15 protein-coding genes are annotated in these 18,860 nt (G+C 53.4%); 11 read left to right on the forward strand and 4 right to left on the reverse strand.

Annotated elements, in window-relative coordinates:
• Positions 1-5 precede the first annotated feature (5 nt).
• The 4 genes from FJM65_RS11880 to FJM65_RS11895 form a co-directional block, all read right to left on the reverse strand.
• Complete coding sequence (locus tag FJM65_RS11880; protein WP_140621760.1) at positions 6-3,029, reverse strand: SusC/RagA family TonB-linked outer membrane protein; 3,024 nt, start codon at positions 3,027-3,029, stop codon at positions 6-8.
• 756 nt (positions 3,030-3,785) lie between these two features.
• On the reverse strand, positions 3,786-5,012 hold the full coding sequence (locus tag FJM65_RS11885; RefSeq protein WP_140621761.1) for an AGE family epimerase/isomerase: 1,227 nt from the start codon (positions 5,010-5,012) through the stop codon (positions 3,786-3,788).
• On the reverse strand, positions 5,009-6,238 hold the full coding sequence (locus tag FJM65_RS11890; RefSeq protein ID WP_140621762.1) for a glycoside hydrolase family 130 protein: 1,230 nt from the start codon (positions 6,236-6,238) through the stop codon (positions 5,009-5,011). Before FJM65_RS11890 ends, FJM65_RS11885 begins: the two co-directional genes overlap by 4 nt.
• Before the next feature lie 41 nt (positions 6,239-6,279).
• A complete protein-coding gene (locus tag FJM65_RS11895; RefSeq protein WP_140621763.1) occupies positions 6,280-8,157 on the reverse strand; it encodes a sodium:solute symporter family protein in 1,878 nt (625 codons plus the stop codon).
• A gap of 412 nt (positions 8,158-8,569) precedes the next feature.
• On the opposite strand from FJM65_RS11895, the gene FJM65_RS11900 reads away from it, so the two are divergent.
• The 11 genes from FJM65_RS11900 (at position 8,570) to FJM65_RS11945 (ending at position 18,854) form a co-directional block, all read left to right on the forward strand.
• The gene (locus FJM65_RS11900; protein WP_140621764.1) at positions 8,570-9,442 is read left to right on the forward strand and encodes an AraC family transcriptional regulator; all 873 of its coding nucleotides are present in this window, start codon (positions 8,570-8,572) and stop codon (positions 9,440-9,442) included.
• A 297-nt stretch (positions 9,443-9,739) separates the two neighbouring features.
• Complete coding sequence (locus tag FJM65_RS11905; RefSeq protein WP_140621765.1) at positions 9,740-9,949, forward strand: helix-turn-helix transcriptional regulator; 210 nt, start codon at positions 9,740-9,742, stop codon at positions 9,947-9,949.
• 5 nt (positions 9,950-9,954) lie between these two features.
• Complete coding sequence (locus tag FJM65_RS11910; RefSeq protein ID WP_140621766.1) at positions 9,955-10,290, forward strand: HipA N-terminal domain-containing protein; 336 nt, start codon at positions 9,955-9,957, stop codon at positions 10,288-10,290.
• Between the two features lie 95 nt (positions 10,291-10,385).
• The gene (locus FJM65_RS11915; RefSeq protein WP_239022935.1) at positions 10,386-11,306 is read left to right on the forward strand and encodes a HipA domain-containing protein; all 921 of its coding nucleotides are present in this window, start codon (positions 10,386-10,388) and stop codon (positions 11,304-11,306) included.
• Positions 11,307-11,657: 351 nt separating this feature from the next.
• A complete protein-coding gene (locus tag FJM65_RS11920) occupies positions 11,658-11,867 on the forward strand; it encodes a helix-turn-helix transcriptional regulator (RefSeq protein WP_140621768.1) in 210 nt (69 codons plus the stop codon).
• Entirely contained in the window at positions 11,867-12,094 is a 228-nt protein-coding gene (locus FJM65_RS11925; RefSeq protein WP_317131342.1) for a HipA N-terminal domain-containing protein, read from the forward strand. The genes FJM65_RS11920 and FJM65_RS11925 overlap by 1 nt, the downstream gene beginning before the upstream one ends.
• Before the next feature lie 14 nt (positions 12,095-12,108).
• Positions 12,109-12,189: a hypothetical protein gene (locus tag FJM65_RS21690; protein WP_317131344.1), complete on the forward strand. Its 81-nt coding sequence runs from the start codon at positions 12,109-12,111 to the stop codon at positions 12,187-12,189.
• A 119-nt stretch (positions 12,190-12,308) separates the two neighbouring features.
• Positions 12,309-13,136 (forward strand): HipA domain-containing protein, encoded by an 828-nt coding sequence (locus FJM65_RS11930; protein ID WP_317131343.1) that lies wholly within the window; start codon positions 12,309-12,311, stop codon positions 13,134-13,136.
• A gap of 240 nt (positions 13,137-13,376) precedes the next feature.
• Positions 13,377-14,084 (forward strand): YebC/PmpR family DNA-binding transcriptional regulator, encoded by a 708-nt coding sequence (locus FJM65_RS11935; protein ID WP_140621770.1) that lies wholly within the window; start codon positions 13,377-13,379, stop codon positions 14,082-14,084.
• A 100-nt stretch (positions 14,085-14,184) separates the two neighbouring features.
• Positions 14,185-15,153 carry a calcium/sodium antiporter gene (locus FJM65_RS11940; RefSeq protein ID WP_140621771.1) on the forward strand — a complete coding sequence of 323 codons (969 nt, stop codon included), beginning with the start codon at positions 14,185-14,187 and terminating at the stop codon, positions 15,151-15,153.
• Between the two features lie 527 nt (positions 15,154-15,680).
• On the forward strand, positions 15,681-18,854 hold the full coding sequence (locus FJM65_RS11945; protein ID WP_140621772.1) for a SusC/RagA family TonB-linked outer membrane protein: 3,174 nt from the start codon (positions 15,681-15,683) through the stop codon (positions 18,852-18,854).
• Positions 18,855-18,860 lie beyond the last annotated feature (6 nt).

Below are 18,860 nucleotides of genomic sequence, written 5' to 3' on the forward strand. Positions count from 1 at the left end.
TAAGATTAAAAACCTATGTTTAACCCCAATGAAAAGGCACGCGGTCTGGGATAGGATCCCCACTGTTGTCCGTTGGCAGGCACTTCAGGGTCATAGCCCGGGTTGAACTTCGTGAAGGTGTAGAGGTTATTCCCAGAGAAATAAATCCGCAGGTCATCAACGCCCTTTATAAAATTTGACTTGAAGTTATACCCTAGCGTCACGTTCTGGACTCTCAGAAAATTTCCATCTGTCACAAACCAGTCTGACCCGTAATAGGCCCTGGTGGCATTGACACGTGGATACTCGTTCGTAGGATTGTCTGGGGTCCAGCGTTGTAACTGCCCGCTGGGAGAAAACTTGTTGAAATTAAAAACGTCGTTTCCCTGGACTCCATATAACTGGGCGGATAAGTCGAAGCCTTTGTATCTGGCAGTCGTGTTTATACTGTAAAGGAAATCAGGGTTAGGGTCACCAATGACCGTACGGTCATTTTCATCTATGACGCCGTTGCCGTCTAAATCAACATATTTGATTTCTCCCGGGTTTGCCATATCGCCGGTCAGCCCCGCTGCCAGGCCTTCTTCCCGCGTCTGTACAATGCCGTCTGATTTGTACCCGTAGAAAACATTAACAGGCTCCCCAACAATAAAGGCATTAATGGGGGAGCGAAGCATTTCAATGTTACTGCCGTTCCATACAAAATCATTCTCGCCCATATCCACCAGCTTGTTGCGGTTCAGGGTAACGTTTCCCCCTAGGCTCCACTCCACCTCCCCTGTCAGGATAGCTGCATTCAGGCCCAACTCAAAGCCCTTGTTTTCAATCACCCCATCATTCACCCAAATCCTGTCATAGCCTGAGGAGGGAGTAATATAGGACTGGCGCAGCAAGTCATCCGTGCGCTTATAGTAGTAGTCGGCTGTAACGGTGAAGCGTTGATTCAGGAAACCCAGATCCAAACCGGCATTGAGCTGAGAAGTAGTTTCCCACTTAAGGCTTTCATTGGGTACCCCTCCCCATATTTTATTATAGCCATCCCAGTCAAAGATGCCCGGTCCGAACCCAATCTGAAAATCGCCATCGGTATAGTACCTGCCAGATCCCAGCCTGTCGAGTGTCTGGTACGGGCTGAGTCCCTGGTTACCAGTAAGGCCATAGCTCACCCTTAGTTTTGCCTCTGAGACAGCCGTCAACGCACGCATAAAGTCCTCCTCCTGAATTTTCCAGCCTAAAGCACCAGAAGGGAAGAAGGCCCACTTATTGCTTGCCCCAAACTTTGACGAGCCGTCCGCGCGCGCTGTAAACGTTACTAAATACCTGTCAAGCAAGGAGTAACTGGCTCTACTGATGTAAGAGTTTAAAACAGAACGGCTAAGCCAGTTTGTAGTCACCTGCTCCTGAGCCGCATTCATGTTCTGGTTCTCCAAAATGTCATTCACAAACCCCCTGCCTTCTAGCCGCGATCCTCTGGAATGGGACGTCTGCGTGGTGTAGCCCAGCACAAAGTTCAGATGGTGAATAGTGCCAATATTCCGGTTTATTGTAAAATAGTTCTCATTTAGGAACTCATTCCCCGACCAGTTATCAATGGAACCGAAGCCTTCAAATTGATACCCTGTATACGTCACCTCACGCGGCTGATAGCCATCATTTATGGAATTGCCGTATTTATCACTGACCTGGGTCCTAAAGCTTAACCAATCTGTGATATCCCAGTTAACAAACAGGGTCCCAAGCACATCAATGCCCCTGTTTTCGTTAAGCACCTCGTTTGCCTGCGCAAGGGGGTGTCCAAAATCAAGCGGGCTGATCTTAAAATAGGTTCCGTCTTCATTATAAACAGGGAATACCGGGGAGCGACCGGCAGACAGCCCGCCGCCAGTTCTGGCCGTATGCGTTAAAATGAGATTTACCCCCGCTGTGACGTTCTCAAGCAGCTTCTGCTCCAGGTTCAGCCTTCCGTTATACCGCGCATAATCGTTCTTGATAGCCAGCCCTTCTTCCCTGTAGTAGTTGCCTGAAATGGAATATTTGGTCTTTTCACTTCCCCCGGTAGCCGTGAGGGTATAGCTTTGAGAAATAGGATTACGGTAGACAAGGTCAGGCCAGTAGGTCTTGTAAGGCCACACAGGCTTTTCAGGGTCTTCCCCTCTGAGCTCTGCCACGGAAGGATAATAAGTCCCTAAATAGTCTTGCCCTACATAAAGCGGGTCTAGCCCTGCATTGGCCCTGGCTTCATTGTCGATGATGGCCACATCCACTGGATCTGACCACACATCCATTTTATTTGCCAGGGTGGACACCGTGTTCAGGGTACTTAGCGTAATACGGGGCTTGCCTTCCCTGCCCTTTTTCGTCGTAACTAAAATAACGCCGTTGGCGCCTCTTGAGCCGTATATTGCCGCGGCAGAAGCATCTTTGAGTACTTCGATGGATTCTATATCCTCGGGATTGATCTGCTTCAGGTTTCCGGCATCCCCCCACGGAAACCCGTCTACTACTACTAAAGGACTGTTAGACCCATTAATAGAGCTGATACCCCTGATGCGAACCGTTGCGCCGGCGCCAGGTTCCCCGGACGGTGCCACCACCTGTACCCCTGCTATTTTACCTTGCAATAATTGGTCTACGGATGAGGCAGGCGCCTTATTGAGTTCACCGCCTTTTAAGGAAGCCACTGAACCGGTCAGATCGCTTTTTGTAGTTGTTCCGTAACCCACCACGACCACTTCCTCAAGTGCTTTGGCATCAGCTTTCAAAACCACGTCCAGAGTACGTTTGCCCTGCACCGGTACTTCCTGTGTTATATAGCCTATATACCTGAATCCTATCACAGAAGATTCAGAGGGAGCCGTGATCGTATAATGGCCTTCTGCATCAGTCACAACACCTTGTGTCCCCCCTTTTACAAACACGCTCACCCCAATTAAGGGAGTGCCATTCGTTCCATCTGTCACAGTACCACTGACAGGAACTGCTTGCGCCCATAACTCCAGTGGCATAAGCCAGCAGGTTAGAAGCAAATAGAATAGATAACGCTGTTTCATAAATTTTTAATTTAAGTAGACGTAATGGATATGGATGCATAGCAAACTCCTCACAGAGCCGTCCATACAATTATTCCGGATTAGACAAAGCTTATATTCCTTTCAGCACCCCATCTGGCAGCATTCCATAACTTCCACCGCTCCTTGGACTTCTATGATAAAACTGCCTGGGTCGTACCCAGGCAGGCGGCCACGTTCCAGACACGCTTCATCAGCGATCGTCAGCCTGATTGCTTTATCATAACTGAGTGCTTACTAACTTTACAGCTTAACAAATTTAAGTTTAAAAAAACGGCTCATTATAATACTAATTTATCAATTTGTTTGCCTCATCTGCTTAATAGACCTGTCACTTGCGGGCAAACCCTGTAGCAGGGCATACCCAGCAGCGCGGCCTGCCGCCTAACACCATGCAAAGCGCTAGGTTTAACCAGCCCCTCCCATGCAGCACCTACTCCAATTTTAAGACATGCCATCAAACGAAGCGAAACCGGCACGAACCGCAAAAAAAAAGCAGAATCCGCTATCCCTCAGCCTAGCAACATTAGGCAACGGATTTTTTACAAGAAGTAGCTGTCCTTTCCATTATTTCCTGAAATAGGTGCTGCGCCAAAAGCGTGGTAGAGATCAGGTTATACGCAACAACAAGGTTGTCACATCCACCCAGGCTTTACCGCAGGTACGCTTCCCAAAACAAGCCCAAATCATGCATACTCCTGTGAATGAAGCGCACGCTTCTTTACGCTTCCCTACAAGCTATTTGCAATGAAGCAGCTTCTCACAGCGGTGCATAACTTCGAGGCAGGCGCGGGCATTGTGATAGGGGCACTTCCAGAAGCCGATTTTGTCCGCTGCAGCCATTAGGCTATAGTCGTCGTGCACGCCCCAGAACCATTCTCCGTTTTCCCTGTCAAGCAGATACTTTTTGGCAAAGCCCCAGGCCCCCGTGGATTTCTCCAGAAAACCCCTCGAGTGAGTGAGTTGAAAGGCGTTTAGAAACCCAACCATCGCCTCGGCGCTCACCCACCATTCGCGGTGTTTGTCGTACTGGTGCTCCCCGAGGTCAAGCTCGTGATAAAGGCTGCCGTCGGACTGCAGGCCCTCGGTGGTGGCCTGGGCCATTTTCAAGGCCACGGTCTTCACTTTTGCCACCAACACCTCGTTGCCCAGCACATCTGCCGCCTCCAGCAGCAGCCAGGAGGCTTCGATATCATGGCCGTAGGAGACCAGGTCGGCAGCAGGCATCCAGTCGCGGGTGAGAAACAACTTCAGGTGCCCGGTTTCTGTGTCGATAATGTGGTGCAGAAACACCCGGATCAACCCCTCCAGCTGTGTAGCCAGCTGCTGGTCAGGCCAGATGCGGTACAAGTTTGCGTAAGCTTCCAGCACGTGCAGGTGCGTGTTCATGGTTTTGGGCGTGTTGCGGTCTTTCTCGCTCAGGCGCAGGTCCCCAAGCGGCTGCCCCTGTCGGTCAAAGGCCTCCAGATAGCCTCCGAACATCGGGTCGAAACTATGCTGCTCGATCCAGCGAAAAAGGTCCTGACAAACCTGCAGCGCCTGGGCTTCCTGCGTGGCCAGGTAATACTCGCTCAGGCCGTAGACCGCAAAGGCCACCGCATAGATCTGTTTGCGCGTGTTGAGCGGCTCTCCTGCGTAATTAACTGACCAGAAAACACCGCCGTAGTCTTTATCCAGAAAGTGTTCCACCAGGTAGTGGTAGGCCCTGTCTGCCAGCTTCCGGTGCGCCTCGTTTTGTGTGTGCCGGCAGGCGGCAGAAAAGGTCCAGAGAATGCGGGCGTTGAGCACGGCACCTTTCGGGGCCACCGGGTTTACCTCACCCCTGTTGCTGAGCTGCCCGACAAAGCCGCCGTGCCCTCCGTCAACGGCATGGCGCTCCCAAAAAGTCAGAATACGACTCAGCTCAGCCCCGGCTTCCTGCCGGTAGACCTGAATACTCTCTTTTACAGTTGGGGTATCCATCATCTGGAGGATGCAAGGCCCTTGCGGATTAAAACCACGCCATTTTCATTAGCCGGAAGACAGCCCGTGTTCTTATCAATCAGTTCATTGAGGCGTTCTACCGAGGCGGCGGAGCTGAAGCCATCGGCGGGGGTGTTCAGCACATAGTCCAGCAGGCGGTCCACAGTCGAGGTAGCTACCTGCATACGCGTGTCAGAGGAGCCGTAGTAGATGAACACCGTGCCGTTCTCGTCCAGAATCCAGCCGTTGGCGAACACAACGTTTGATACATCGCCGATGCGCTCCTCCCCTTCCGGGGCGATGAAGTAACCGGCTGGCTTGTGCGTCACTTTTGCCGGGTCCTGCAGATCTGTAAGAAACAGGTAGAGCACGTAACGGAGGCCAGCGGCCGTGTTGCGCACGCCGTGCGCCAAGTGCAGCCAGCCCTTCTCGGTCTTAAGCGGCGCAGGGCCCTGCCCGTTCTTCACCTCGTAGACGGTATGATAGTGCTTGGCGTCCAGAATATATTCTTTTTCGATCACGGCCATCTCCATGGAGCTTGCTAAGCCGAAGCCAATACCGCCACCGGAGCCTGCCTCTATAAAGCCGTCTTGCGGGCGGGTGTAAAAGGCGTACCTGCCGTCCACGAACTCGGGGTGAAGCACTACGTTCCGCTGCTGCGGCGACGGCGTTTTCAGATCCGGCAGGCGCTCCCACGTTCTCAGGTCATGCGTTCGGGCGATGCCGCACTGGGCGATGGCTGCCGACTCATCGCCGGGCCGGGCATCCGGATCCTTGCGCTCGGTACAGAACAGGCCGTAAATCCAGCCGTCCTCGTGCTGCACCACACGCATGTCATAGATATTCCCATCCGGCACGTCCGTCTCGGGCATGGTAATGGGACGGTCCCAGAACCTGAAGTGATCGACCCCGTTGGGACTCTCGGCCACTGCAAAAAAGGATTTGCGATCAACACCCTCCACCCGGGCCACCAACAGGTACCTTCCCTTCAGCTTGATGGCGCCAGCATTAAAGGTGGCATTTATGCCAAAGCGCTCCATGAGGTAGGGGTTGGTTCCGGGATTCAGATCGTAGCGCCAGAAGAGCGGGGTGTGCCGGGCCGTGAGTACAGGATATGCATAGCGGTCGTAGACACCATTGCCCAGCGGCTCTTTTTTATTTTGTCGCGTAATAAGCGCCGTGTGGGCCTGCTCCAACTCACGGAGCCTGTTTTGAAAGGTATTTTCCATCAGGATAGCAAATAATTTATTTAACCGTGCACGGTTCGATGTTATCTATAAGAAACAAGTTTTTTCTTCCTACCCGTAGCCAAGCCGGCGCCTTCCTCCGGCAGCCGGTCCCACCAGGTCTTCTTCAGGACGAGGCCCGCCAGTAGCAGTATCACCAGCACCACCAGCAGCTCGCTGTGCATGCCAAGCACCAGGTATAGCGGGGCTAGGGTAAGGCACATCTGCCCGACTACGCCGACTACCACATTAAACATGTTCAGCCAGAAGTCCCTGTTCTCCCTGAAGTCCGGATCCTCGGCCTTCACCAGCGCGTCAACCGGCTTCCAAAAGCCCCAGGGACGCACAGTCCGGTAGAAGTGCTTCAACGTCTCCTCGTCCGTAGGCGGGGCCATATAGGTGCCGATGATGCTGCCTGCCAGGGAGATAATCAGCAGCAGAGGAAAATAGTAGAGGTCTAGCCCATCGAAGAGGTAGGGAAAAATAAGGGCGGGCACGATACCTGAGAGCATGCCCCAGAAGAAGCCACTGCCGTTGAAGCGCCACCAGTACCACTTGAGCACATTGGCTGAGATGTAGCCCCCGTAGAGACCGGCCACGATCCACTGCAGTAAGCTGTTGACGTCCTTGGCGAAGAAGCCGAGCACCACACTCAGCAGCACCACCACAATGCCTGTGGCATAGTTCATCCGCGACACGGTCCGATTAGACGCGCCTGGGTTGATGTACTTCAGGTAAATATCGTTCACCACGTAGGCTTGCGCGGCGTTAAGGGTGCCCGCGAAAGTGCCGATAAAGGCGGCCAGCAGCCCGGCCAGGATCAGCCCCATTACCCCGGTGGGGGCAAAGCTCTGGATGGCTGCCGGTAGTATTTTCTCAAAGTCAATGCCGCCGCCAGCCCCACTCAGGTCCAGTTGATTATAGTTGAGAAGCGCAAGAACGGTGAAGCCAATGATCATCAGGTAGCGCGTTGGGATGAGCACGATCGAGACGAAGGCACTCATCTTGGCCGCATCCTGCGGGGTGCGCGTCGAGAGGATCTTCTGCATATCGTAATTCGGCGTCGGGCCCGCCAAACTGGCCAGCACCCCTTTAAACACCATCAGGGAAAAGAAGATGCCGAACAGCGAGAAGCCGTCCTCCTGTATCTTGGCATTTACGCCGTCAATGATACCGGTCCAGTCCAGATCCTGGAGAGTAGCGCCAAAGAAGGGTGTTTTCCAGGCCTCCGGCACGTTCAGGGTGGAGGTATCGAGATTATTGATGGCCAGCACGGCGATGATGACGGCGGCCACCGTCATGATGGCATACTGCAGCACATCGGCCCAGACAATGCTGGCCATGCCGCCCAGGATCGAGTAGAACACAGCAAAGGAGGTCAGCACCAGGCCGTAGAAGTGCGGCACATATTCAGCCGCGATAGCGAAGGGTATATAGGGCTGCACAGCTGACCAGGGCACGAAGATCTCCACAAACTTGCCCAACCCAATAAAGCCGTAGGCCAGGAAGCCCAGGCAGCTTAGCAGCGCGAAGACCACCACGATGGTATGGGGCCTGTTCACGTCACGGCCCCGGCCAAAGCGCGTCAGCATCCACTCCGCGCCGGTGGTCACGTTGGAACGGCGCAGCCAGGCTGCTAAAAACATCATCAGGAACACTTGGTTAAAGGAAGGCCAGAGCCAGGGAATCCAGACGCTCTTGAGGCCGTAGACAAAGGCCAGCATTACCATCCACATGGTGCCTGAGATGTCGAACATACCCGAGGCATTGGAGAGCCCCAGGGCGTACCATGGCAGCGTATTGCCGCCCAACATGTAGGCCTGCTTATCGGCTTTTGCTCTTTTCTGCAGCACCAGACCAATAGCCGCTACAGCGATTAGATAGCTGAGGATAATGCCAATGTCAATTAAGGATAGCTTCATAAAGGAATAGTTTATCGAAAACAGTGTCTCGGCCAGCTTGCTAACTTCCTGCCATTGGCCGTCTCTACCAGGTTGTGCTCCTTTACAAAGCTAGCCAGAAGCTACAGCAACTTGTAATACTATTTTATCCTTTTTTATATCGTAACTGAACAACATACAGGTCTTCGCCTGTTTTCAGGCTTCTCCTATTGGCACGACACAGAAGCATGGAGCACATGACAGCAGGAAGCATATTTTGGAAATCAAACATTAAATGCTTTCTTTATACCAATTCAGAGGAGGGATAACTGTAAAATGGCAGGTTAAAACCTGATGACAGGTGCTGCATAGAACACCCACAACAGGTAAAAATAACTGTGTACCCTATACTCTTTTTTTAACAATTATGTAATTCGCCTAAATCAGGCAAGGCATGAGCACGATTTACAGAGAGATTACGCCACTCACACAGAATGATTGCTTCACGGTTTTTTCGCGTGTAAAAGAGGAATTTAACTTCCCGCTGCACCACCACGAGGACTTTGAGCTGAACTTCATCGAAAACGCGGCCGGGACAAAGCGCGTGGTGGGCGACCATGTGGAGATCATAGACGATCTGGAGCTGGTGTTGGTCGGAAGCAACCTGCCGCACGGCTGGTTTACACACCAGTGCCAGAGCAGGAACATCAAAGAAATCACCATCCAATTTCATAAAGATCTTTTTGATGAGAAGCTGCTACGACGCAACCAGCTGAGTTTTATCCGGACCCTGCTCGAGCGCGCCGGCAAGGGCCTTTCCTTTTCCAGGGAGACAAAGGAAGCGTTCCGGCCCAGATTAGAGCAGCTCAGCCAGAAAGGAGGCTTCGACTCGATGCTGGAGCTCATGTCCATCCTACACGATTTGTCGGTGTCGCGCAACATGCGTACACTCTCCAACAGCACCTTCACTTCCGGACAATTTAACTACTATAGCCGCCGCATTGAAAAGGTTTTCGATTATATGGAACTGCACTACAACAAGGACATCTCGCTGGCCGACATCTCCAAGGTAGCCAATATGCCAGAGGTGTCCTGCAGCCGGTTTATCAAGAAGCGTACCGGCAAAACTTTTGTGGAGAGCCTCAACGAAATTCGGTTAGGCCACGCCTCCCGGATGCTAATAGACACGACCGAAACCATCTCAGAAATCTCATTTAAGTGCGGCTTTAACAACTTGTCTTACTTCAACAGAATTTTTAAGCGCAAAAACGGCTGTACCCCAAAAGAATTCCGTCTTAATTATTCAGGATCACGTGTGTTTATTTAAAGGCAATGTTTCACGACTGTCACCCGGTCCTGTTAGCGCCTGTCTACATCAATATATGGATAAGAGGCTTGGACGTATGCTGGCGCGGCCTCTGATGCAAAGCCATGGGTAAGGTAGCTCCGGACGGGCTTTCCGGTGACATGTGAGGAGAAGGCGAAGAATTTGCTTTATACTTGACAAAGGGCTGTATGGGCTCATCACTTTCAGGGCATTACTTACGCCATAAGTGCATTATAATGCACTTACACTACTTTTTGTATTGAGTTTTTATTATTTTTGCATTAAAAGGGCCATATAATGCACCAAGAGCTATGTCAAATCATCAAGGAGCGTCGAAGCATGCTGCGCCTCACGCAGGAGGACCTGGCTGCGCTGGCCGGTGTGGGGCTGCGTACGCTAAAAGCTTTGGAAGCCGGAAAAGGGAATCCTTCCCTGGATACGCTGCAGAAGCTGGCAGACGTGCTCGGCCTGGAGGTGCGGCTGGAAGTGAAAAGAATCGATAGGTAAAACGGATGAGGAAGGCACAGGTGTTCTGGAACAATACGGTGGCGGGCACCTTAACAGAGGTAACGCCGGGGGAATATATCTTCCGGTACGAAGATGCCTATTTTACTGACCCGGCGCAACCGGCTATCAGCCTAACGCTGCCCAAGCGCCAGCAGGAATACCGCAGCAGTTACCTCTTCCCCTTCTTTTTCAACATGATCGCCGAAGGGGTGAACCGGAACCTGCAGAGCCGGCAGCTGAAAATAGACGAGCAGGACTACTTTGGCCTGCTGCTGGCCACGGCGCAGTATGATACGATTGGGGCTGTCACGCTTAAACCGCTACAGGAGAAGAACGCATGAGCCTGCCAGATATCAGTTATTGCCCCGGAACACTTGCCCCCGAATTTCACACCTACAGTCCCGCCTGCCTTCGCAGGATGTTTAATGGCAGGAAGGTGAGCCATATACTCCCGTACTTGCCAAGCGAGGCGGACGCCGAGAAATTCCTGGAGAATCGCAAGCGCATCTCTATCTCCGGCGTACAGGAAAAGCTCTCGCTCCTGCTAGAGAAGAACCGCCTGCGCCTCACCAGACCGGGAGAGCATGGGGAGTATATTCTCAAGCCGATTCCACGCGATGTGCGGCGACCGGACCAGGTGCCGGCCAACGAGCACCTGACCATGCAGATAGCCCGCCAGGTGTATAAGCTGCAGGTAGCGGAGAATGCCCTTATTTTCTTCCGGAACGGGGAGCCGGCCTATATCACCAGGCGCTTTGATGTGAAGCCTGACGGGATGAGGCACGGGCAGGAAGATATGGCCTCGCTTGCCGGCCGCACCAGGCACACAGCCGGTAGTGACTTCAAATATGCGGGGAGCTATGAGGAAATTGCCCGTATCATCGAATTGACAGTGCCTGCCTACCGGGTGGAACTGGAAAAGCTGTTTTCCCTGATCGTGTTTAACTACCTCTTCTCGAACGGCGATGCGCACCTGAAGAATTTCTCCCTCATTGACACAGCCTACGGCGATTACGTACTGAGCCCGGCATATGATCTGCTCTGCACCCGCCTGCACGTGGAGGATTCGTACTTTGCCCTGAAAGGCGCCCTCTTATCAGGTGACTATGAAACAGAGAGCTTTCAGGCTAACGGCTTTTACGCCTATGACGACTTCTATGAATTTGGGCTCAGGATTGGCCTGCAGGAAAAGCGCATGGCTGGAATACTGAAGGCTTTCCGGCAGGACCACGCCGCTGTACACCAATTGATTGACCGCTCCTTTCTGCGGGAGGATCTGAAGGAATCGTACAGGAAGTACTACCTGGAGCGGCTGGAGATGCTCTGCTATTCAATGGCTGAAAGAAGCCGAGCATAAGGAGCGTGCCCTTTAACGGCAAGGCAATAGGGCCTCCCCCTTGAAATTGGTGAGCTTAGCCATGATGTCTCACCAGGCCTCTGACGCGAAGCGGTCGAGCTAGTGTTTCGTGGTCTTCTCACTGCCTTGGCCCAGCTTACAAATTTTAAAGGCTTTTAAACACACTGCGATGAATTACGAGCCTGCATCCTAACATTTTACTTTGTGGAAAATGCTGCATGTTGCGATATAGAGCAGACTTGTCTTTGGGTGCAATGGCTTTAACTTTCTTAGCTACCTACACTTTACTATACCTTATCGGGTATAAAAGCAATAATAAATCAAATACTTATACCCGATAAGGTATAAGGCATGTTATTAAACGAATTTGTAAAGGAAAGGCGCAAGCAAGCGAACCTGACACAGCCAGAATTAGCGGAGAAGGCTGGAGTCGGCCTTCGGTTTATCAGGGAACTGGAGCAGGGGAAAGAGACCCTTCGCCTGGATAAGGTGAACCAGGTGCTGCAGCTCTTCGGGCACCGGATAGGCCCCGTACCGGTAACCTATAACATGACTACCTGATGCAAAAAGCACGGATAAAGCTCCACGACAGAACGGCCGGCTGGCTGACGCAGGACGAGAACGGTTACCATTTTGTATATGACCCCGCCTTCTTGCGATCCCCTGCGCCAGAGCCGGTCAGCCTTACGCTGCCGCTGCAGGAAAAGCCCTTCACCAGCAGGGTGCTGTTTCCCTTCTTTGACGGCCTGATAGGTTACCGGACATTGCCGAGCGGAATTGGAAGCTAAACCCGCGGGACCGCATGGGGCTGCTGCTCGCCTGCTGCCGGGACTGCATCGGGGCTGTGAGTGTGTACCCATTCGATGAGGAGGAAAATGCATGAAAAGGTGTCTGTATTGCTATCAACCACTGGCTGAGCATGAAAGAGACTTCCATGGGCGCTGCAGCAAAAGGCTGTTCGGACAGGCAGTCCCTCCTGACCTGCCGTATACGGAGGCACAAATGGAGCAGCTGGCTGAGCAGGTCGTCCGAAACCATGCCGCAGTCACCGGGGTGCAGCCAAAGCTCTCGCTCGACCTGGCACCGGGACCGACCGCTGCCGACCCGAAGCGCTTCACCATCGTCGGCCTGTGGGGAGGCTACATTCTCAAGCCTCCAAGCCCGCATTATGCCCAACGTCCGGAGGTAGAGGACCTGACCATGCATCTGGCAACTATCGCCGGGATAACCGTGGTGCCGCACAGCCTGATCCGCTTGAAGTCAGGAAATCTATCCTACATTACCAAACGCATAGACCGGACGCCAAAAGGCAAACTCCACATGGAGGATATGTGTCAGCTGACGGAACGGCTTACGGAAGATAAATACTATGGCTCTTACGAACAGATCGCTAAGGCTATCCTTAGGCACTCGGTCAACCCGGGCCTGGACGTGATTAATTTCTTTGAGCAGGTGCTGTTTTCCTTTCTCACCGGGAATGCGGACATGCACCTGAAGAACTTCTCCCTGCTTCACCAGCCTGGCTTCGGGCCAGTCCTGGCACCGGCTTATGACCTGGTGGCCACGGTGGTCGTGAACCCGGCAGATGACGAAGACCTGGCCCTCATGCTCAATGGCAAGAGGAAGAAAATCAAAAAGGCTGACTTTATTGCGGCTTTCAACACGCTGAAGCTGAACGAAAGGCAGCAGCAGAACCTTTTTAACAAGATGGTCAAGGCAAAGGCCAAATGGGTCTCGTTTATAGACACCAGCTTTCTAAGCCAGGAAAATAAAGAAGCCTACAGGGCTGTGATGCACGAAAGATTCTCCAGGTTGGGCTTAGGTGGCTGACCTTGGGGCAGGATCGGGGTTGTTGAGCGCGCTAAACCCAATGCAGCCTGTCTGGCAACAAACCTGGAAATAGCACCTGCTTCACCTCTATGTCTGGGCAGAATCGTTAGTCTGTTGACTATAAAGGGATGATTCCCCCGCATTTGGCGCCGGGCAGGCAATAACCACGCAAGCACCGGCTAAAAAATTACCAAATTACACGGAAGCTGCCTACCTTTACAGGCACACATAACGCATACTATGGGACGCGCATTTGAATTTAGAAAAGCTCGCAAGTTTAAACGCTGGGATAAGATGTCGAAGGCCTTTACGCGCATCGGCAAGGAAATAGCCATGTCCGTGAAAGAAAGCGGCCCCAACCCTGACACCAACTCCCGCCTCCGTACCGCCATCCAGAACGCCAAAGGCGTGAACATGCCTAAAGACCGCATCGAGGCGGCCATCAAGCGTGCCTCCTCTAAAGAGGAGAAGGATTACGAGGAGGTCGTATACGAAGGCTACGCCCCGCACGGCATCGCCGTGGTGGTGGAGTGCGCCACTGATAACCTCAACCGCACTGTCGCCAACGTGCGCATGCACTTTTCCAAAGGGGGCGGCTCGCTGGGCAAAACCGGCTCCCTGGACTTTATGTTCGACCGCAAGGGCATTTTCAAGGTAGCCTCTGAGGGCGTGGACCTCGAGGAACTGGAATTGGAGCTCATCGACTTCGGAGCAGATGATATCTATGAGCACGAAGGGGAGATCATCATTGAAACGCCCTTCACCGAGTTTGGCAACATGCAGAAAGGCCTGGAGGAAAAAGGCCTGGAGGTGATCAGCGCCGAAGTGCAGCGCATCCCCACTACCCGCACCGAGCTAAGCGAGGAGCAGGAAGAAGAAGTGATGAACCTGATCGAGCGCTTCGAGGAAGACGACGACGTGCAGGCCGTCTACCACAACATGGCCTAGCCACACCTACGTATAACCGGAAAGTGGCTGCCCAGGGAAAACCCGTGGCAGCCATTTTTGCTTTAACACACGTACTGACACCCAAAAAGCCGCACCGCACATGCTACTATACGTTCTTTTTGCCATAGGTTTTCTGTTACTCATCAAAGGCGCCGACTGGCTGGTAAGCGGTGCTTCTTCTATTGCCAAGCGCTACGGCCTGTCGGATATGGTCGTGGGGTTGACGATTGTTTCCTTTGGCACCTCCATGCCCGAGCTGATCGTGAACGTGCTCGCCAGCTTGCAGGGGCAGCCTGAACTGGCCATCGGCAACGTGTTTGGCAGTAACGTAGCCAATTTGCTCCTCATCCTTGGCGTTACGGCCCTGATATGCCCGCTACCCCTGAAGCGCAGCACCATCCTTACCGAGATTCCCTTCTCCCTGATCGCCACGCTCCTGGTAGGTTTTCTGGCGAACGCCACCCTGCTTAACACCAACAAAGACTCCTTGTACATCAGCCGCTCAGACGGCGCCATCCTGCTGCTTTTCTTTGCCTTGTTTATGGTCTACATCTACAATGTGGCCAAGACAAACAAAGAGGACATGACGGCAGAAGAGAACGGAAAACCTCTGATGCCGATGGGTAAAGCAATTCTATTTATCCTGCTCGGCGTAGGCAGTTTGTTTCTGGGGGGCAAGTGGGTTGTGGACGGCGCGGTGCATATCGCGCAGGCCTTTGGGCTGAGCGAGTCCTTTATTGGGCTGACCGTTGTGGCCGTGGGCACTTCGCTGCCTGAGCTGGTGACCTCCGCCATGGCCGCCTACCGCCGCAACATTGACATTGCCGTAGGCAATGTGGTGGGCTCAAACATCTTTAACCTGCTTTGGATTCTTGGCCTAAGCGCTGTGATCAGTCCCCTGCCCTTTAACCAGATGAACAACGCCGATATTGTGATGATGATCCTGGCCAGCACCATGCTCATCCTGGCTATGCCGATTGGCAAGCGCAATGCAATCGACCGGCTCAATGGCATCATTTTCCTGTTGGTATACTTCTCCTACATTACCTTTCTGGTGATGCGCGGCTAGCTGTTAGAGCAGCTGTCTCTCTTAAGGCAGTGCCGCAGCTTCGGTGGCGGCACTGTCCCCTTTAAGTCCAATACTTGCTCTTCCTTTCATTCTTGCTTCCGCACAACACCTCCCGCTTGAAGCCGCCAGTCCTTGCCTTGTCACAGAAGGGAAAGATTCTACAAAGGGCTTTCGGCACGTCATTAAGTGACCACTCAATGCCTTAACAAAGGATGCATATCCTGCATGAAGTAGCTGGCTAAACTTTGCAAAACGCTTGTTATCAACGCCTTTATGAAAGATGTCAAAATCATGACGTAGTCATGACGTAGCGGCAAAGTAGCGAAAGTGTAGCCCCTCTGTTTTGAGATATGTCCCTTTCCCCCTAATATCATGGCAGCTTAGCACCTTCTGCACGGCACCACATCATTGCCTCTCATTCGGATATCCATGAGTTAAACCACCAAAAATACAAAGCCAAAAAAAATTTGCCACTCTTGGTAATTGATTAATCACAGGTCAAAACAGTAAACCTAATCACACATAACATGAGAAAACATTTTTACACCGCACTTGGCTGCCTCACCCTCACGGCCTGCGTTCATGCCAGCACCTACGCTGGCAGCGCGTCGGGGCTGCGGCCATTGCCATTCCAGACGGCCCAGGCGATAACGCTGACAGGCACAGTAACCGATGAGAACGGTGAGGGGCTGCCTGGGGTGACGGTTCTACTGAAGGGCACCACTAAAGGAACGGCCACCGATGCATCCGGCGGCTTCACCCTTGCTGTACCGGATACGGAGGGCACCCTGGTCTTTTCCTATATCGGCTACCTGCCACAGGAAGTGGCCATCAACAACAGATCAAATTTCAACGTGACCCTCAAGCCGGATGCAAAGGCGCTGGAAGAGGTGGTCGTAGTAGGCTATGGCACGCAGAAAAAGAGCGTGGTAACCGGGGCGATCAGCAGCGTGAAGGCCAGCGACCTGGAGAACCAGCAGATCACCCGCGTGGAGCAAGCCCTGCAAGGCAGAACCTCCGGGGTAGCGGTGGGCGCCAACTCCGGCGCGCCCGGAGCCGCTTCTACCGTGCGCGTGCGTGGTATCACAACCTTAAATAGTAATGATCCTCTCTACGTGGTGGATGGGGTGATTGTACAGGGTGGGATTGATTTCCTCAACCAGTCTGACATCGAGTCGATCGAAGTGTTGAAAGACGCTGCCTCCGCTGCGATCTACGGTACGCGCGGTGCGACCGGGGTGATCCTGGTAACCACTAAAAAAGGAAAAGCCGGTGCCCTGCGCCTAAACTACAACGCCTACTACGGCACGCAGGCCGCCGCCCGCAAGCTGGACCTTCTCAACGCCACGGAATATGCCACGCTCCGCAACGAGGCCTATGTGGGCGGGCTGGCTCCCAATCAGCAGGTGAACCTGCCTTACCCTGATCCGCAGTCTTTGGGAGAGGGCACCGATTGGCAGCAATATGTATTTAACGATGATGCCCGCATACAAAGCCATGACCTGAGCATAAGCGGGGGCAACGAGAAGTCTAACTACTATGCCTCTTATGGTTACCTGAACCAGGAAGGCATCGTGGCTACGGACATCTCCAACTACGAGCGCCACAACGTGCGCCTGAACTCGACACATAAAATAACCGACTGGTTGACTGTGGGCCAGAACCTGGGCTACTCGCACATTAAGAGCAAAGGTGGCTTTAACCCCAACACCGAGTTCGGCGGCCCGCTTAACTCGGCCATTAACCTGGACCCAACCACACCGGTGCTCATCACCGACCCGGCCATCCTGGAAGACCCGGAAAGTATATATAACAAGCAGCCGGTTATCCGCAATGCCCAGGGCTACCCCTACGGCATCTCCTCCACGGTGATGCAGGAAATGACCAACCCGCTGGCCTATATCCAGACCCAATTGGGCAACTATGGCTGGTCAGATAACATCATCGGCAACGCCTATGCCGAGCTCGAGCCCCTGAAAGGTCTGAAATTCCGTTCCACGTTGGGCGGCAAGCTGGCCTACTGGGGAGGAGAGAGTTTCCGGCCGATCTACTACCTGAACGCCTCCACCATGAGCACCCAAACAGCCCGAAGCCGTGACAGGAACATGGTCGTGGACTATAACCTGGAGAACACCCTGTCCTACTCCAGACAACTGGGAGACCACAACTTCTCCGTTCTCTTAGGACAAGGCGCCTACAAAGACGGCCAGTCAGACGGTCTGGGGCTTGCCTATAACGCGATTCCGGCCAATACCTTCGACGAGGCCTCTTTCAACCTGCCGGTGCCGAGCTCCAACATCACAGCCTACGCGTATGATGCTGTAGCGCACACGATCAGCTCACTGTTTGCCCGCGCCACCTACGATTATAAAGAGAAGTACCTTTTCACCGGCATTATCCGCCGCGATGGTTCCTCCCGCTTTGGCGAGAACTACCAGTATGGCTACTTCCCTTCTGTCTCCCTGGGCTGGGTGGCCACCAACGAGGACTTCTGGCCGACAAACGACGTGGTGAACTTCCTCAAAATCCGTGGTTCTTATGGGGAGGTAGGCAATGACGGCTCGCGTAACTTTGGCTATATCTCCACAGTGAGCCCCGGCAGGAACTACACTTTCGGGAATGGGTATACCATCGGCTATAGCCCGAACGCCCCGGCCAACCCGGACCTGCACTGGGAGGAGACTGCGCAGACCAACATCGGCTTTGAGGCAACCTTCCTGCAGAACTTTAATGCCACCTTTGACTGGTACAACAAAAAGACAAGCGGCATCATCCGAGACCTGGAACTGCCAGGCTATGCCGGCCAGACCGGTAACCCGATCGCCAACATTGCTGACATGCGCAACCGCGGCGTGGAACTCGAGCTTGGCTATAACAAGCAGTTCGGTGACCTGGGCTTCAGGCTGAGCGGCAACGCGGCCTACGTTAAAAATGAGATACTCTCGCTCGAGAGCGGCAAGTCCTTCACCGAGAGCGGCAGCGCCAGCATCCAGACCTTTGAGTACCCGCTCAACCGTATGATCGTGGGCCAGCCTTTCGGGGCCTTCTACGGCTTTAAAACGAACGGCATCTTCCAAAACGAAGAAGAGGTGCAGACTTATGTGAGCTCCGATGGGACGGTGATCCAGCCGGATGCCGCGCCGGGCGACTTCCGCTGGGTAGATACCAACGACGATGGCCAGATATCGGCAGACGACCGCGTGGTGCTGGGCAAATCCCTGCCTGACTGGACCTTCGGCGCCACGCTGAACCTGGACTGGAAGAACTTTGACCTGCTCGTGTTCGGACAGGGTGCCACGGGCCACAAGATCTTCCAGGGCCTGCGCCGCCTGGAGATCAGCAACGCCAACTGGCAGTCTAAAGCGCTGGACCGCTGGACAGGCGAGGGAACGTCCAACAGCTATCCGAAGCTGTCCACAAAAGACCCGAACAAGAACTTCTCCAACCCTTCTGACTTTTACCTTGAGGACGGAGACTATTTCAGGATCAAGACCCTGCAGATCGGGTATACCCTTCCCAAATCCCTTACAGACAGGATCTCCCTGCAGCGAGCCCGCTTCTATGTGAGCAGCAACAACCTGGTGACCTTTACCAACTACACCGGTTACGACCCTGAAATTGGCGGAAACATCTTCGGTATCGACCGCGCCTTCTACCCACAGGCACGCACGTTTATGGTAGGCGTGAACCTGGGCCTGTAGTCAGAA

Source organism: Pontibacter mangrovi (assembly GCF_006385705.1).
In the GTDB taxonomy this organism is placed as follows: domain Bacteria; phylum Bacteroidota; class Bacteroidia; order Cytophagales; family Hymenobacteraceae; genus Pontibacter; species Pontibacter mangrovi.

Bases quoted from the DNA above. Each gene is read 5' to 3' on its own strand.
- FJM65_RS11880 (WP_140621760.1), bottom strand. From the start codon at position 3,029: ATGAAACAGCGTTATCTATTCTATTTGCTTCTAACCTGCTGGCTTATG.
- FJM65_RS11885 (WP_140621761.1), bottom strand. From the start codon at position 5,012: ATGATGGATACCCCAACTGTAAAAGAGAGTATTCAGGTCTACCGGCAG.
- FJM65_RS11890 (WP_140621762.1), bottom strand. From the start codon at position 6,238: ATGGAAAATACCTTTCAAAACAGGCTCCGTGAGTTGGAGCAGGCCCAC.
- FJM65_RS11895 (WP_140621763.1), bottom strand. From the start codon at position 8,157: ATGAAGCTATCCTTAATTGACATTGGCATTATCCTCAGCTATCTAATC.
- FJM65_RS11900 (WP_140621764.1), top strand. From the start codon at position 8,570: ATGAGCACGATTTACAGAGAGATTACGCCACTCACACAGAATGATTGC.
- FJM65_RS11905 (WP_140621765.1), top strand. From the start codon at position 9,740: ATGCACCAAGAGCTATGTCAAATCATCAAGGAGCGTCGAAGCATGCTG.
- FJM65_RS11910 (WP_140621766.1), top strand. From the start codon at position 9,955: ATGAGGAAGGCACAGGTGTTCTGGAACAATACGGTGGCGGGCACCTTA.
- FJM65_RS11920 (WP_140621768.1), top strand. From the start codon at position 11,658: ATGTTATTAAACGAATTTGTAAAGGAAAGGCGCAAGCAAGCGAACCTG.
- FJM65_RS11925 (WP_317131342.1), top strand. From the start codon at position 11,867: ATGCAAAAAGCACGGATAAAGCTCCACGACAGAACGGCCGGCTGGCTG.
- FJM65_RS21690 (WP_317131344.1), top strand. From the start codon at position 12,109: ATGGGGCTGCTGCTCGCCTGCTGCCGGGACTGCATCGGGGCTGTGAGT.
- FJM65_RS11930 (WP_317131343.1), top strand. From the start codon at position 12,309: ATGGAGCAGCTGGCTGAGCAGGTCGTCCGAAACCATGCCGCAGTCACC.
- FJM65_RS11935 (WP_140621770.1), top strand. From the start codon at position 13,377: ATGGGACGCGCATTTGAATTTAGAAAAGCTCGCAAGTTTAAACGCTGG.
- FJM65_RS11940 (WP_140621771.1), top strand. From the start codon at position 14,185: ATGCTACTATACGTTCTTTTTGCCATAGGTTTTCTGTTACTCATCAAA.
- FJM65_RS11945 (WP_140621772.1), top strand. From the start codon at position 15,681: ATGAGAAAACATTTTTACACCGCACTTGGCTGCCTCACCCTCACGGCC.